The organism is Dyadobacter sp. CY347, from assembly GCF_021502655.1.
Classification (GTDB): Bacteria; Bacteroidota; Bacteroidia; order Cytophagales; family Spirosomataceae; genus Dyadobacter.
The window spans coordinates 192,304-207,252 of the sequence record NZ_JAKFFT010000009.1 but is presented as its reverse complement, the minus strand read 5'-3'; the positions used below and the strand labels follow the sequence as shown (position 1 = coordinate 207,252).

Annotated in this window: 11 protein-coding genes; 8 read left to right on the top strand and 3 right to left on the bottom strand. The window is 46.4% G+C overall.

Annotated features, from left to right (window positions below; genetic code table 11):
* Positions 1-44: 44 nt before the first annotated feature.
* Positions 45-2,117 carry a HAMP domain-containing sensor histidine kinase gene (locus L0659_RS21820; protein ID WP_235128699.1) on the bottom strand — a complete coding sequence of 691 codons (2,073 nt, stop codon included), beginning with the start codon at positions 2,115-2,117 and terminating at the stop codon, positions 45-47.
* A 118-nt stretch (positions 2,118-2,235) separates the two neighbouring features.
* On the opposite strand from L0659_RS21820, the gene L0659_RS21815 reads away from it, so the two are divergent.
* From L0659_RS21815 to L0659_RS21800, 4 genes are all read left to right on the top strand, one after another.
* Positions 2,236-2,559, top strand: coding sequence for a helix-turn-helix transcriptional regulator (locus L0659_RS21815; protein WP_235128698.1), 324 nt, complete (start codon positions 2,236-2,238; stop codon positions 2,557-2,559).
* Position 2,560: 1 nt separating this feature from the next.
* The gene (locus tag L0659_RS21810) at positions 2,561-3,043 is read left to right on the top strand and encodes an SRPBCC domain-containing protein (RefSeq protein WP_235128697.1); all 483 of its coding nucleotides are present in this window, start codon (positions 2,561-2,563) and stop codon (positions 3,041-3,043) included.
* A gap of 7 nt (positions 3,044-3,050) precedes the next feature.
* Positions 3,051-3,431 (top strand): DoxX family protein, encoded by a 381-nt coding sequence (locus L0659_RS21805; RefSeq protein WP_235128696.1) that lies wholly within the window; start codon positions 3,051-3,053, stop codon positions 3,429-3,431.
* Positions 3,432-3,564: 133 nt separating this feature from the next.
* Positions 3,565-4,128: a DUF4256 domain-containing protein gene (locus tag L0659_RS21800; RefSeq protein WP_235128695.1), complete on the top strand. Its 564-nt coding sequence runs from the start codon at positions 3,565-3,567 to the stop codon at positions 4,126-4,128.
* Positions 4,129-4,187: 59 nt separating this feature from the next.
* On the opposite strand, the gene L0659_RS21795 is transcribed toward L0659_RS21800, so the two are convergent.
* Positions 4,188-5,078: a hypothetical protein gene (locus tag L0659_RS21795; RefSeq protein ID WP_235128694.1), complete on the bottom strand. Its 891-nt coding sequence runs from the start codon at positions 5,076-5,078 to the stop codon at positions 4,188-4,190.
* A 250-nt stretch (positions 5,079-5,328) separates the two neighbouring features.
* Positions 5,329-8,031 carry a VWA domain-containing protein gene (locus L0659_RS21790; RefSeq protein ID WP_235128693.1) on the bottom strand — a complete coding sequence of 901 codons (2,703 nt, stop codon included), beginning with the start codon at positions 8,029-8,031 and terminating at the stop codon, positions 5,329-5,331.
* 50 nt (positions 8,032-8,081) lie between these two features.
* On the opposite strand from L0659_RS21790, the gene L0659_RS21785 reads away from it, so the two are divergent.
* The 4 genes from L0659_RS21785 to L0659_RS21770 all read left to right on the top strand — a co-directional run bounded on the left by L0659_RS21785 (position 8,082) and on the right by L0659_RS21770 (position 14,943).
* Positions 8,082-9,089: an aldo/keto reductase gene (locus L0659_RS21785; RefSeq protein ID WP_255727577.1), complete on the top strand. Its 1,008-nt coding sequence runs from the start codon at positions 8,082-8,084 to the stop codon at positions 9,087-9,089.
* Between the two features lie 3 nt (positions 9,090-9,092).
* The gene (locus tag L0659_RS21780; protein ID WP_235128692.1) at positions 9,093-10,004 is read left to right on the top strand and encodes an AraC family transcriptional regulator; all 912 of its coding nucleotides are present in this window, start codon (positions 9,093-9,095) and stop codon (positions 10,002-10,004) included.
* A 142-nt stretch (positions 10,005-10,146) separates the two neighbouring features.
* The gene (locus tag L0659_RS21775; protein ID WP_235128691.1) at positions 10,147-11,376 is read left to right on the top strand and encodes a GDSL-type esterase/lipase family protein; all 1,230 of its coding nucleotides are present in this window, start codon (positions 10,147-10,149) and stop codon (positions 11,374-11,376) included.
* Between the two features lie 105 nt (positions 11,377-11,481).
* Positions 11,482-14,943, top strand: a complete 3,462-nt coding sequence (locus L0659_RS21770) for a PVC-type heme-binding CxxCH protein (RefSeq protein ID WP_235128690.1) — start codon at positions 11,482-11,484, stop codon at positions 14,941-14,943.
* Positions 14,944-14,949 lie beyond the last annotated feature (6 nt).

Here is a 14,949-nt window from a genome sequence, read left to right as displayed (position 1 = left end):
CGGTTATCCGGGACGGCCCTTTTTGTTGTTTTATGTTTTATAAATTAAATGGGCAACTCTACAAAAAACGTAGTTCCCTGATCCTTCACCGACTCAAACCAGATCCGCCCATCGTGCGCTTCTACGATTTGTTTACAGATCGAAAGGCCAATTCCGTATGACTGCTCCCCGGCAGTTCCCGATCGTTTCGCATTGCCCAATGGTAAAAATATCTCGTCTTTCAGGTTTTCCGGAATTCCGATCCCGTTGTCCTCGACGGTCAGGAGAACCTTATCATCTTGTTTGGTAAGATTAACCCAAATTGTCCCGCCTGGTTGTGAAAATTTGATAGCATTGCTGAGCAGATTGCAGAAAACTCGCCAGATTTTTTCCCTGTCAACCGGCACTGTAACCCTTTCATGATGGTAATCCAGCTTTTGTTGTTTCTCGCTGGCCTTGTGGCTCAGCATATCAATGCAGGACTGGACGATCTCCTGCAGCGCAACATCACTTTTCGCAACGCGCTCCCGATCCGAACTGGATTGTAAGATTTGGCTGATCAGCGTATTAGCCTTGCCGGCTGACTGCTGAATGCCTGCTATGAGCTCAACTTGTTCTTCATTCGGCTTTTCGTCCCAAAAAACGAGGTGTGAGGCAGAAATAATGGCGGCGATCGGGTTACGCAAATCGTGGGCAACGATTTTTAATACATGCTCATTCTCGATTTCAGCCTGTTCCAATGCATTCACTGTATCCTGCAACACAATGTTGCTTTGGGTAATGACCTTGTTCAGTTCAGTAACGGCGTGTAAATTGTGCATGCTCTTCCGTGCGCTGCGCCAGATCAGGTAGGCGATAACGGCGAGGGTGATTGACAGTAATAGGGTAAATGTGAGAAATAAAGCCTCCCGCGCATCTTTCTCTTTATCCAGTTCTTCTTCATGCTCCCGTTGGATTTGTTGCAGCAGTTGCCCCACGTCGCTTTTGTTTTCTGCATTCTTTTTAAATTTCATGACCCTGTCGGCCTCCATGCCGGCGATCAGCATCTTCCCCGCATCTTCAAATTTTCCTTGTCCAAACAAAATAGAAGCTTCCAATTTCTGATAAAGGATTGCATTGGCAGGATTATTCAAGGCGCCCGGCAGCTTTTTTAGCAATGTTAGCTGGTCCGCGGCTTCGTTAAATTCTTTGGTTTCAATGTATATTCTTGTGAGTAACTGCCGCGATTCCTGTTCAACTTCCAGCGACCAGTCAATCTCCCTATCATGCATCAGACAGCGGTTAATGAGCTTTTCGGCAGTCTGCGTATCTCCTTTTAACAGATAAGCTTCGGCTTCATTTCTCAGGATAACGATACGGGCAAACTTGATAAAGTTGCGTTCACGGGGAAATTCGGCGGCATGTTTGTCGATAAAATCAGTGGCTTGCTGAAAATAGTTTAATGCAATGTCCGGCTCGTTGCGGTAAAGGTGCGCGATCCCAATGTTCCTGAGACTACCTTGCATTTCAATGAATTCGAGCTGGAAATTGCCCGATTTCTTGCATTGGGCCAACTCTTTCAGTTCATGTTTCCAATATTCAATGGCCTGGTAATAATTTTCCTCCTTGAAAGAAATGCTAGCGATCCTGCTGCTGTAACGCGCGCATTCACAAGTTTCTCCCATGCTGGTCAGGAAGGATTTGCCATTATAGTAATTGCGGTAGGCTTGATAAAATCTTTTTTGTTTCAACAAATCATCCCCTTTCAATAGCAGCGCTTTGGAATATTCAATCGGGAATTGCTGACGGATATGGGGTGTAGGAAATAGTTGCAATAAACTGTCTGTATAATTCAATGCATTCTCGGTCAGTGTTGAGTCGCGATGGCTGAGGACTTTCATAAATTTATAATAGCGCATGCGGTCGCCCAATGTTTGGCCGTCGATTGTGGCCATCAGCGAATCAAAGGTGCGGATGCAATCTTTAATTCCAATTCTTCTCGATTCGCGGTCCAGGCTGTCAATCCACACATTCATCTCACGCTCATGATCCGCTTTCTTGGTTGTATTACAGCTTGTTAAGCCAAATAAAGAAAGCAGTATTGGAAAAATAATGTTGGGTAAAATCGATAGCGTATGTTGATAGAAGTAATTCCTCATTAGTAGAATTATGTTTTGAGCAATGGAAGCTACCAACAAAGCAGCCTTTAAAAAAATTTACTGAAAAATTTGCGTAGCTAAATGACTACACGTACATTCGTAGCCAAATAGCTACACAATGAATTTAAGACGCGATGTATTTCAGGCCATAGCCGATCCGACGAGACGGGCGATACTCCTGTTGGTGGCGACGCAGACCATGACGGCCGGTGCCATTGCCGCCAATTTCGATACGGCCCGGCCGACGGTTTCTAAACATTTGGCCATTCTTACTGAATGCGAATTGCTCGAACAGCACCAGAACGGCCGTGAGATTTATTATCACATCAATGCAAAAAAAATGAAAGAGGTTGCTGATTTCATCGAGCCCTTCCGCAACATGTGGGATGACCGGTTTAATAAGCTGGAAGACATTATGAAAAATTATAAACCCAATCAATAATATGGAGCGCAAAACCAAGGTCCATGCCGAAGATGGCAAACAGGAAATTCTGATCACCAGGGAGTTTGACCTGCCGTTGGATTTACTTTTCAAAGCCTACACTGAGCCGGAGATCGTGTCGCAGTGGATGGGAACGAAAGTGTTGAAACACGAGAACAAAAAACACGGGGCCTATGAGTTTGAGACATCCGACCCGAAGGGTAACGTCGTCTTCAGGGCCAACGGCGTGTTTCCCGAATTTATCCCCAATCAAAGGATCACAAGGACATTTGAAATGGAAAACACACCCGGTTCGCCATTCCAGTTTGCCGTCCAGCTTGAATTTCTTGAATTTGAAAAACTGACTGAGCAAACCAGCAAGCTTACCATGCAGATTATTTATAAAACGGTAGAGCTGCGTGACCAGACGTTGAAAATGCCTTTTGCACAAGGCATTAATATGGCGCATAACAGATTGCAGGAAGTTGTACATTACCTAAAATAAACCGATCATGGCAAAGAGAAACAAGATCATTTACTGGATTGCGACTGTCTGGCTCTCATTGGGGATGGTGTCCAGTGGAGTTGTGCAGATCATCAAACTCAAGGAAGAGGTGGATATGATGACGCATTTGGGTTACCCGCTCTATTTTCTGACTATCATTGGCGTATGGAAAATGCTGGGTGTTATTGTTGTGCTTATGCCCAAACTGCCGTTGGTCAAAGAATGGGCATATGCGGGTTTTTTCTTTGCGATGTCGGGCGCTATTTTTTCGCACATTGCCGCTGGTGATGGTGCCAAAGAGTTTTTCGGGCCAATATTGCTGATTGTCCTCACGGTTGTATCCTGGTATTTCAGGCCGGTATCACGCAAGCTGCCAAATATCATTTAGGATCTCAATCCAGCAGCCAATATTCTTCCCGCCAAAATTAGAATCTAATCAACCCATACTTTAAAATACAATTCGTGTAAATCCGTGTATCCGTGGCATAACCACCCGCAAATGCACACCAATAAACCCAACTATGAAAAATAAAAAACAACTATCCGAAGACCAGGCAAATGCATTAATGGAAACATTAAAATCCCGTTTCAAAAAGAACAAGGCCCTTCACGAAGGTCTGGACTGGAATAACATTCAAGCAAAACTGGAAGCCAACCCTGAAAAACTCTGGGTACTCGACGAAATGGAAGTAACTGGCGGTGAGCCGGATGTAGTAGGGTATGATAAAAAATCAGACGAATTCATCTTTTTTGATTGTTCACCCGAAACACCAAAAGATCGCCGAAGTATATGTTACGACCGGGCAGCCTGGGAGTCAAGAAAAGCAAACAGGCCGGAAAACACGGCGATGGATATGGCGGCTGAAATGGGCGTTGAGCTATTAACGGAAGAAGAATATCAGCAGTTGCAGGCATTGGGAAAGTTCGATCTGAAAACATCCAGCTGGTTGAAAACTCCCCCCGAAGTGAGAAAACTGGGAGGCGCTATCTTCGGCGACAGACGTTTCGACCGGGTTTTTATCTATCACAATGGCGCCGATTCTTACTACGCAGCCAGAGGTTTCCGGGGTTCCCTCAGGGTTTAGATTCTAATAAGAGCTTATAGTAACATTTGCCCGGCCCGACTTACCGGCAGTCAAGTCCGCTATTCCAGCATTTTCTCATCAATAAGAAATGCTGCAAGCTCGCGCGCAAACTGTCTGGCCCCGGCTTCGCTTAAATGACAAACATCGCAAAACAGCGACGAGTCCGCGGGAAACCGCTTTTCCATATCCATGAATGCGACTGAGTTGGTTTGCGCCAGTCTCCTGAGGATTTCGTTGTGTCTGTTCACACCCTTCCTAACACTTTCCGGGCTTCCCCACATGGTGACCGGGGTTGCGAAATTACATTTGGCGTAGTATTTCAAATCTTTCTTATCTCCGGTAAGCGCAATGTTGGGAGGGAAATGAGAGGCATAACTGAGCAAAAGCAACTTTTCTCCCTTGCTGCGTGATTTGGCGATAATCCTGCCAACATTCATCTCATAAGCACGCTCGCTTTGGACCTGAGCGCCATATTGTATGAATTTCTGGTCTACTCCATATTGGCTGAGGTAAATTTTATGATTGACTTTATCTGATAAATAATGTATTGTCTTGTCAATCAGGTAGGGAATCACCGTTATATTTATTTCAGGATGGGCGCCAAGCAGGTAAATGTCGTCATACCATTTAATGTGTGAATAATCGTCTTTAAAATCAGCAGGCGGAATGTTGTTTGCGTGTGTATCATTAATGGCTTCATAGTAAATGACGAGGTCAAAATGGTGTTTATCCAGCAAATCGTACTTCATTGCATTATCCAGCGCTGTGTGGGCGGGAGCCGCTATATTGTAAAAGGCGAACTTAGCATTGTTTCCATATTTTTGTTTCAACAGGGTGTCAAGTCTGGGTTCAAGATTGAGATATCCCGTGCTGATAACCGAGCCGCCGAGAATGAGTATATCTTTGATTGCATCGTCATTTCTGATCTCCGTGGCATTCAGCTTATCCATGTTCGTGTAAAACTCTTTATACAAAAAACCAGACGGCCTCAAAAATGGATAGCCTAAAAAACACAGGGCGCATCGCAGTAGGAGCTCTGTAACGAGGAATAGGATGAGAAAATAGGCAATGTAAAACGAAGCGCGTCTCATATATTCTAGCATTAGAAATGCTAAAAAAGGAACGAAGGCTTTCCAAAATCAAAACGGCTTTCTAAACGGTATGCAACAGTTATTTAACGGTCAACTTTGTCTTCACATACTACTCGGTTGCGGGCTTTTTGCCTTGTGCTTCTAAAATGAGTTGCAGGTCCGCGGTTTCTTCGGTTACGTGCGCGTAAGTTCCTTTGCCTGCCTGACTTAGTTTTTTGAGTTTCTGGCCTGAATTTTCGTGTCTGCCAAATGTAAATATGGTCAGGAAGAGTTCCTTCTGAGCATTTTGACCGATCATTTCCATAACTTCGTCGCTTACCGGAAACTCCCCGTCTGTGGCTAGAATGATCCGGTTGTTGCCGCCTCGAATGTATTGTTTGCTGGCCGTTTTATAAGCGAGCTTAATGCCTTCATTCCCATCCGTATCGCCGTCCGATTGCAGCAGATCGATCATTCTTGAAATTTCAGCCGATCTGGAACCCGAGGTTGGTTTGAGAACAACGCGTGCTTTGCCCGAATAAAGCACAATGGAAATCTGATCTTCCGGCCGCAGCAATGTCAGCAAAGATTTGATAGAGCGTTTTAAAAGCGGCATTTTGTATGGCGAGTTCATGGACGAAGACACATCCAGTAAAAGCACCATATTGTTCGCCGCAAAGCCATCCAGTGAGCGCGTAACCTGCTGAACTCGTTCCGGTTGCGTTGTATCGACCGGAATGTGCGTTTTTGGTTTATCTGTTTTTGAAAATACAAAAAGATCCGGCTGGTTAACCACTTTAAGCAATCCGCCTTTGGCCAATGCTACAAATTTGTTGTATTGATAAACCAGCTCATTGTTATAGAAATAGTAAAATGACTCAAAAGGATGTCGCGTGGCTCCCGGCGAAACGGTTTTCAACTTCTGTGTCAATTCAGCAAACCGCGCCGAATTTGTTGCCAAATCTTCATAAGGCGAATAGGGGCAAAGGCCGTTGCTGCGACCGTAACGTTGCAATCCTTTCAAATTTTGATATTCATCTTTGATCAGCTGCTGCGCATTTTCTTCAATTTTTACTGTCGCCGGAATGTTAGTAGTCTCCTGCCGCAGCAATGCTTTCACACCAAACAGCACATCTCGGTCATCGTCCATTGCTTGCTGCAACTCCTTTCCGGCAACGATCCAGGAACTCTTCGGATCAGCATTCGGATACATTTCGTAAATGCGGCGAACATCGTTGTAAAGCTGTTCTTTCTTTTTATCAAATGTGTCAAAAAGTGTCAAATAGCGATCCAGAATGGCATCCGAACGCTGTAACTGGTCTTTCAGATACTGCTTTTCAGAAGTATAGCCGATCAGTTCAATGCTGAGATTATCCATTTCTTTCAGTACATTCAGCAGCACTTCGGTCTGGGTGTTGATGGAAGCGCGATAGGGCTCGGGAACGGCTTTGCTGGCGGTAATGAGCAATGCATAGGCAGCAGCGGGGATGGTGAAATCTTTGTGTGAATATTCCAGATTGGCGCGTGAACTGCTCCGCAACGGATTGCGGTAAAATTCTGCGGAAGATTGGTAACTGCGAAGCGTCAATTGCAATGCATGCATTTGCCGCAATGACTCATTTACGAATTCGATGTAGTCATTCAATGTCCGCAGCAATGCAGCCGGAGCAGGTGCAGCGGCCTTTTTTGTTTCAAAAGACAATAACGGTTTGTCTTCAAAAGGCGCGGTTCCAGCTGCATTTTTATCAATTCTTACCCTTTTTTCTTTTGCAAAAACCGGACTGAATTCCGGATAGTAAAGCAGCCTGCGCTTGGTTTGACTGTAATTGATAAATGACTTGTGAAATGCCAGCAAATCCTGATTAAACTGGTTCATTAGCAGCACATAATACTCGTTTCCATGCAAAGCCGATTGCTTAGCCTCAAAAGTATAATGATCAATGGCCCTGCCTTTCAGGGACTGCATTGAGCGTATGGCCGATTTGAAAGCGCTCAGCATATCATCAGCCGGGTATTCCAGGCTGGCCTTGGTGTTGTCAATGGTTGCTAGAAACTTTTCGTCGGCAAGCATGCTTCGGCGTATGGTTTCAATAGGCCAGTCAGCGCGGGTTTCTTCATCCAGATAGTAAGGCAACGAATCGAGTAATGCGCGCTGGCTGAGGATCACCAGCTCCATCGCTTTTTCGGTCACTAAGTAAGGATCAGCGGCAGAGTAGGGTTGATGCTTTTGGTAAATTTGCCGCACTTGCTGATAAAACGCATCTTTTTCCCGGCTAAACCGCTCGAACATTGCCTGAATTTTGGCTACGTATTCGTCTGATTGTTTGAAGTTGTCATTTTGATATGCTTTCAAATGCACATGCGTTTCCAGCTGCTTACATGCCTCATCGATATTATTCAGAAGCGCCCAGATCGCTCTTGCTTTTTTATTTAAAAGATCTATCTCGGCTGCCGGTAGGCTTATAACGATCATTGCTCTTTTCAAGTAATATTCTTCCAAAGGGCCGGAAGAAGGCAATCTGAGCTCCGAAACGGGCTTTTTCTTATGTCGGCTTACTGCCTGCTGATAATCCGACAACATTTGGAAACGGTGAATAAGCACTTCGGACGACTTATCCAGAAAAGTCACATAATGGTTAAGGGATTGGATCTGCATTTCGGTTTGCGCCAGGACGGCGGAGCATTTGATAAAAATGAAAAACAGGAAAACAAAACAGATTCTCATGCTATATAATGTATGCGGTGTATAGATTTCAACTGCGCTAATCTCGCAAAATTCAGGTAAAAATGGCGTCCCGGCATTTGGATACAACCTTCCCTGATTTGGATACATCACACTTTTTAGTTTACGGTAGTTTTGTGTTGTACTAAAAGCACAAAATAATGAGCATTAAAAAAGTTAACTTAGGAAACCAGGGCCTTGTAGTGCCTAACATCGGATTGGGATGCATGGGCATGACCCAGATTGGCGGTGCGGATATTTACGGAAAAGCAGACGAAGGCGAGGCGATCAGGAGCATTCACCGCTCGCTGGAATTGGGTGGAAATTTTCTGGACACAGCCGACCTTTACGGGCCATTACTAAATGAAAGACTGATTGCCAAAGCCATTAAAGGCAACCGTGAGCGCTACATTATTGCCACGAAATTCGGTTTTGAAATTGATGATAATGAGCAGCTTACCTGGAAGTTCAATGGCAAACCGGATTATGTCCGAAAATCCGTTGAGCGGTCGCTGAAAAATCTGGGAACAGATTATATTGATCTGTATTATTTGCACCGTCTGGATCCAGAAGTGCCTGTTGAAGAGACGGTTGGCGCGATGGGCGAGCTGGTTAAGGAAGGGAAAGTGGGTTATCTGGGACTTTCAGAAGTTTCTTCCCAAACCATTCAGAAAGCACATGCAACGCACCCGATTACTGCATTGCAAACGGAATATTCATTATTTGAAAGAACTGTGGAAGAAGCCGGAATTCTGGACACATTGCAGCAATCAGGCATTGGTTTCGTGGCTTATTCGCCGCTGGGGCGAGGATTTATATCAGGCGAGCGGATCAAAAGCCCGGACGATTTTCCTGCTGATGATTTCAGACGTTCGATCCCGCGGTTTCAGGGTGAGCAGTTTTACAAAAACCTGGAACTGGCCGATGCGATTGAAAAGCTGGCTGTGGAAAAAGGCGTGACTGCGTCGCAGCTTGCCATTGCATGGATTATTGCAAAAGGACATTTGCCAATTCCCGGAACGAAGCGGGTAAAATACATTGAGGAGAACATTGCGGCTGCAAACATTGTATTAACTGAAACGGAAGTAGAAAATCTGGAAAGCATTGTGCCGCTGGGCGTTACGGGAGCACGTTACGACGAAGCCGGCATGGGCTGGATTGACGAATAAAATATGAAAAAACAAAGGAATAATCCGCTGGTAATCAGTTCTATTGGTGAACTACATCGCATGTATGGCATCAAGGAAATAGAACATCCGATGGTGAGCGTTGTGCGGTTTGATGAAATTTACAATTCGCCGATTGACCTGAGCGACGGCTGTGTGCTGGACTTTTATATGATTGCCGTTAAGAAGGATTTTCAAGGTAAAGTTCGTTACGGGCAGAGTTACTACGATTTCGACGAAGGGGTTTTGTCATTTATTTCGCCTGGCCAGCTTTGCTGGGAGGAGCGGAACGACCGGCCGTGCTCAGGCTTTATGCTGATGTTCCATGCAGATTTTCTGCTGGGTTATCCGCTGGGCAAGGAGATTAAAAACTACAAATACTTCTCCTATTCGGTCAATGAGGCACTTTATCTGTCTAAAAAAGAAGAGCATGTCATCTATAACATTCTTGAAAACATTGAACAGGAATACAAGGCTAACATCGATAATTTCAGCCAGCGCGTCATCATTTCGCAGATCGAAGTGTTGCTGAATTATGCCGACCGATTTTACCACAGGCAGTTTCTCACCCGCAAAGCCGCGCATAACGACCTGCTGGTGAGGCTGGAAGCATTGCTGGATGAGCATTTCAATAACAACGAAAATCTGACATTGCCGACAGTAAAGGACGTCGCATTGAAACTGAATGTTTCACCTGATTATCTCAGCGATATGCTGCGGACTTATACCGGACTAAATACCCAGCAGCACATTCATAACAAGCTGATTGAAAGGGCAAAAGGCATTTTGAGCACTACTAATTTATCTATCGCAGAAATCGCTTATCAACTCGGATTTGAGCATCCGCAGTCATTCAATAAAATCTTCAAACGAAAAACGGCGCTTTCGCCTCTGGAATTCAGACAGTCATTCAACTGATTCTCAATTCAATGCCCATACAGCCTGGCCCTAAACGGTCTGACGAATGCTGTGTGGGCATTTATTTATGCCTGGCAACGGTTAACTTATCTCTGCATTTTCCTTTATAGATTATCAGATATTAATACTAAACCCAGAATGCATGAGAAAGACCCGGATAGCCGCAGTATTTGGCTATATTTTATTCCTGTTCAGTACATTACCCATCCAACCAGTTTCCGCCCAAACAAAACCTGCCGAAGCTTTCACATTAAAAGACGGTGACCGTGTCGTTTTTTTAGGCAGTTCAATTTTTGAAAATGATTTTCAGTACGGATATCTGGAACTGGCCCTGACGACCCGTTTTGCAGATAAAGGCATCACATTCAGGAATTTGGGCTGGACGGGCGACAATGTGTGGGGGGAAGGCAGGAGCACCTACACCAATCCGCCGACGCCATACGAACATTTAATGGAAGACATCACCAAAACGCAGCCGACGGTTGTTTTTCTGGGTTATGGCGGTGTAGAAGCGCAGGACGGACAAGCCGGCCTACCGCATTTCAAGGAAGGTTTGAACAAACTTTTGGACAAAATTGAAGAGCTCGGCGCAAAGGCCGTTTTGCTCTCCACAATTCCTGTGGTTTCCAGCGACACAGCTCAGCGCATCAACCAGCGCAATGCGGATCTTGAATTGTATTCCAAAGCCATTTCGGAAGTTGCTACCCAGCGCAGCAAGCTATTTATTGATATTTACAATCCCATTTTGAACGCCAGCAAAAAGGATTCGATCATTGAAAACACCGTGCATTTGAACGAGCTGGGTTACTATCATCTGGCAACAATCCTTGAAAAAGCCTTGGGCCTGGATGTTGCAAAAGCTACGACAGCCATCACGATCGCAAACAACAAAGCGGAAGTTTCCAACGGACGCTCACTAACCCCGGATAAAGCGGGAATATTGGCCAAATTTGCCGTAGATAATAAATATCTCCCTTTGCCTTCACCGAAATCTGCCAGCCGAATCACCGACAATTTGCGCACAGTAAGGATATCAGGCCTGAAAAAGGGTTACTATACATTGGTTTCTGAAAACAATGAGGTAGCCACGGCTTCTGCCAAAGAATGGGAAAAAGGCGTTGAAATAATGCAAGGGCCTCAGTTTGCAAAGGTTGCCGAAATTCGCAATATGATATTGAAAAAGAATGAGTTACACTTCTTTCAATATCGGCCATTAAACCAAACCTACATCATTGGTTTCCGCCGCTACGAGCAAGGCCGCCACGTAAAAGGACTTGAAGAACAAAACATTCTCATCAAATGGCTCGAAGGCCAGATCATCCTCAACAGCGAGCCGAAGGAAATCGTGTATGAATTGAGGAAGTTGGAATAACCCTTCAACCGCCCCGCGAACGGCCCGGCGGCCTTGGGCTAAAAAGAACTCATTCAGGGATTTATCAAAAAATTACACAGGCAGTTGCAAGCTGTCTTCAAAAATATGAAAGCAACCAAGTTACTATACGGAGCGACGCTTGTGGCGACAATCCTGCTTACGACCTCTTCTAATAAGGTTCAGAACATTAAAGAGGACCCCGATCCGGATGTTCAGAAAGAACTGGCTTCTTTTAAAGTTGCCGATGGATTTGAGGTTACATTATTTGCTTCTGACCCAATGGTTGCCAAGCCTATCCAGATGAACTGGGACGCGGAAGGGCGGTTATGGGTGGTCAGCAGCACGGTTTACCCGCATTTAAAAACGGGCGAATCTGCGAATGACAAGATTTTTGTTTTGGAAGATACAGACGGCGACGGTAAGGCCGACAAGTCGACCGTTTTTGCCGAAGGACTCATTCAACCCACCGGAATTTTGCCTGGTGATGGGGGTGTATATGTAGCCAATTCAACCGAAATCCTGCATTTCTCCGATACCGACGGCGATGGCAAAGCCGACAAAAAACGCCGCGTACTGAATGGTTTCGGAACGGGTGATACGCACCATTTGATCCACACGTTTCGCTGGGGACCTGAGGGCAGAATGTATTTTAACCAGTCGATTTACATTTACAGCCATGTGGAAACACCTTTCGGCATAAAGCGTCTGGAAGGCGGCGGCGTATGGGCGCTGAATACGCGTAACCTGGATATGGAAGTGTATGCGAAAGGCCTTGTAAACCCCTGGGGGCTTCAATTTGACCGCTGGGGCCAGTCGTTCCTGACGGATGGAGCAGGCGGAGAGGGCATCAACTACGGCTTTCCGGGCGCAACATTCCTAACGGCTCCGGGCGCAGCCCGCATTATGCGCGGCCTGAATCCCGGCCAGCCCAAACACAGCGGTTTGGACGTGGTTTCCGGAAAACATTTACCCGATGCATGGCAAGGCAGAATGATCACCAACGACTTCCGGGCCAACCGCATTAACAGCTTCAAACTCGAAGAACAAGGCGCCGGTTACGCGTCCAAACAGACCGACGACCTGATGTGGACTGATAATGTTGCTTTCCGCCCGGTTGATATCAATGTAGGTCCCGATGGCGCGATTTACGTGGCCGACTGGTATAACCCCATCATTCAGCACGGTGAAGTGGATTTCCACGACCCGCGTCGCGACCAGCAGCACGGCCGCATCTGGCGGATCGTAGCTAAAAACCGCCCGCTCGTTACCAAACCAAAATTGGCCAAAGCCAGCACAACCGAACTTTTGGAATCATTAAAACTACCCGAAGAATGGACACGCTTGCAGGCAAAGCAGGTTTTAAAATTAAAAGGTGCCAAAGAAGTGGTTCCTGCTTTGGAAAAGTGGGTGCAGGGTTTGGATAAAAATGACGCGAATTACGAGCATAATTTGCTGGAAGCGCTTTGGGTTTATCAAACGCTGGAAACATTTAACCAGCCTATTTTATTAGAGTTATTGAATGCAAAAAGTCATAATGCACGTGCAGCAGCATTGCGTGCGCTGGAATTATGGTTCCCAAAGGTCCAGAATGTGCCTGCATTGCTTGCTAAGGCCGTAAAAGATGAACATGCGCAAGTCAGAATGGAAGCGGTAATTGCATTGCGTAAAACCAAAACGGCTGATGCTGCGAAGAATGCACTGTCGGTTCTGGACGCTCAAATGGATGAATTTCTTGATTTTGCATTGTGGCAAACGGTGCGGGAATTGGAGCCGATCTGGCTGGCAAAACTGAAAACGGAACCAAACCTGTTGGGTGATGCCAAGAAGACAGCTTATGCATTGAAGTCGGCAACGAGTCCGGAGGCTGCCACGATGTTGGTTCAGCTTTATCAAAAAGGTGAAGTGCCTGAGGATTATCAGGCAGATGTTTTGACGAGCATTGCCAGATTAGGGCAGCCTGCCGACCTGAATATGTTGCTGGATCTTGCACTGAGCAATAAGGGTAAAAACGCTGCTGCCCAGTTGGCTGCCTTGGAAAACGCTGCTGGCCAGCGGAATGTGAAGCCGGAAAAATCGCCGGAGCGCGTTGCAACCTTCATCGGCAATGAGGACGAAGCAGTGAGCCTGAGCGCTATCCGTTTAATAGGTCTATGGAAATTGACACAGCTGAATGATAAGTTGACAGGGCTAGTTCAAACCGGAAATCCCAACACCAAAAAGGCCGCATTAGCATCCCTAACCGCGATCGATAAGGAAAAAGCAACCAAATTGACCGTGGATCTGACCGGCGCGAAAAATGCTCCGGAAGTGCGCATCATTGCGGCATCCCAGCTCGCCAACCTTGATCCGAAAGAAGCAGCCCGCATAGGCACCGACCTCATGCGCACATTGCCCGCAGACACGGACATGAGCGAGCTTTTCATGGCATTTATTTCAACAAACCCGGGAGCCGCTGCACTGGCCGATGCCATAGCAGCGAAGAAAATCCCGGAAGCCACCGCAAAAGCTGGTCGCCGGCTTGTACAAACCCGCGGAGGCTGGACGCGTCAGAATATCGATGAAATGCTGGCTTTGAAAAAAGCGCTGGAAGCATCCGGCGGTTCAATGCCTACACAGAAAATGCCCCAGGATTTGAACGACGACCAGATCGCCGGTCTTGCCAAACTGGTAAGGGAAAAAGCTGATCCTGCAAAGGGAGAGCAGATTTTCCGCCGTGCCGAAGCGAGCTGTACAACTTGCCACGCTATTGGTGGAGCGGGTGGTTTGATAGGGCCTGATCTGAGCAGTTTGGGAACAAGTTCACCGCCGGAGACCATTATCCGTTCTATTCTGTATCCCAATTTGTCGATCAAAGAAGGTTACGATCTGAAACGCGTTGTGAAAAAGGACGGCTCAGAAATGCTCGGCTATCTGGCAAGTGACGGCGCGTCGGAGGTCATTATACGTGATGTGACCGGGAAAGAAGTTTCCATTGCCAAAAGCCAGTTGCAAGTGATGGAAAAGGTGCCAGGCTCCCTTATGCCTCCCGGCCTCACCGCCAGCCTCGACGAGACCGAATTCATCAACCTCGTCGGCTTCCTGACAAAAATGGGTGAATCCGGTGACTTCCGCGTCCCCAACACCAGGTTCGTACGACGCTGGGAAAGCATCACCGCCGACAAGCAAACCGCAACTAGAATGACAGGCTCAGGCGCATTCACCACGACCAAAGATTCAAAGGTCACCTACGCCCCGGTTTATAGCAAAGTGTCCGGTGACTTACCCCTTGACGAAGTGCCCGTTGTAGAGACCACAGCCGGAAAATCGTTCAGCATCGTCCGCTTCGACATTGAAATACTCACCAAAGGCAACGTAACATTGTCCTCAAACATCTCGAACGGAGTGACCGCCTACATTGCCAGCAAACCCGTAAAAATGTCTGGCAATAACATTGCAGCATCACTAAACCCAGGAATCCACCAAGTCACGCTGGTCATTGATCGGGGAGTGGTGAAGAATGGAGGTTTAAAGATCGAATTAAAGGACGCAGAAGGCGGCGCACAGACGCGCTTGCGGATGGGGAAGTGAGTCATT

Bases quoted from the DNA above. Each gene is read 5' to 3' on its own strand.
- L0659_RS21820 (WP_235128699.1), bottom strand. From the start codon at position 2,117: ATGAGGAATTACTTCTATCAACATACGCTATCGATTTTACCCAACATT.
- L0659_RS21815 (WP_235128698.1), top strand. From the start codon at position 2,236: ATGAATTTAAGACGCGATGTATTTCAGGCCATAGCCGATCCGACGAGA.
- L0659_RS21810 (WP_235128697.1), top strand. From the start codon at position 2,561: ATGGAGCGCAAAACCAAGGTCCATGCCGAAGATGGCAAACAGGAAATT.
- L0659_RS21805 (WP_235128696.1), top strand. From the start codon at position 3,051: ATGGCAAAGAGAAACAAGATCATTTACTGGATTGCGACTGTCTGGCTC.
- L0659_RS21800 (WP_235128695.1), top strand. From the start codon at position 3,565: ATGAAAAATAAAAAACAACTATCCGAAGACCAGGCAAATGCATTAATG.
- L0659_RS21795 (WP_235128694.1), bottom strand. From the start codon at position 5,078: ATGGATAAGCTGAATGCCACGGAGATCAGAAATGACGATGCAATCAAA.
- L0659_RS21790 (WP_235128693.1), bottom strand. From the start codon at position 8,031: ATGTATCCAAATCAGGGAAGGTTGTATCCAAATGCCGGGACGCCATTT.
- L0659_RS21785 (WP_255727577.1), top strand. From the start codon at position 8,082: ATGAGCATTAAAAAAGTTAACTTAGGAAACCAGGGCCTTGTAGTGCCT.
- L0659_RS21780 (WP_235128692.1), top strand. From the start codon at position 9,093: ATGAAAAAACAAAGGAATAATCCGCTGGTAATCAGTTCTATTGGTGAA.
- L0659_RS21775 (WP_235128691.1), top strand. From the start codon at position 10,147: ATGAGAAAGACCCGGATAGCCGCAGTATTTGGCTATATTTTATTCCTG.
- L0659_RS21770 (WP_235128690.1), top strand. From the start codon at position 11,482: ATGAAAGCAACCAAGTTACTATACGGAGCGACGCTTGTGGCGACAATC.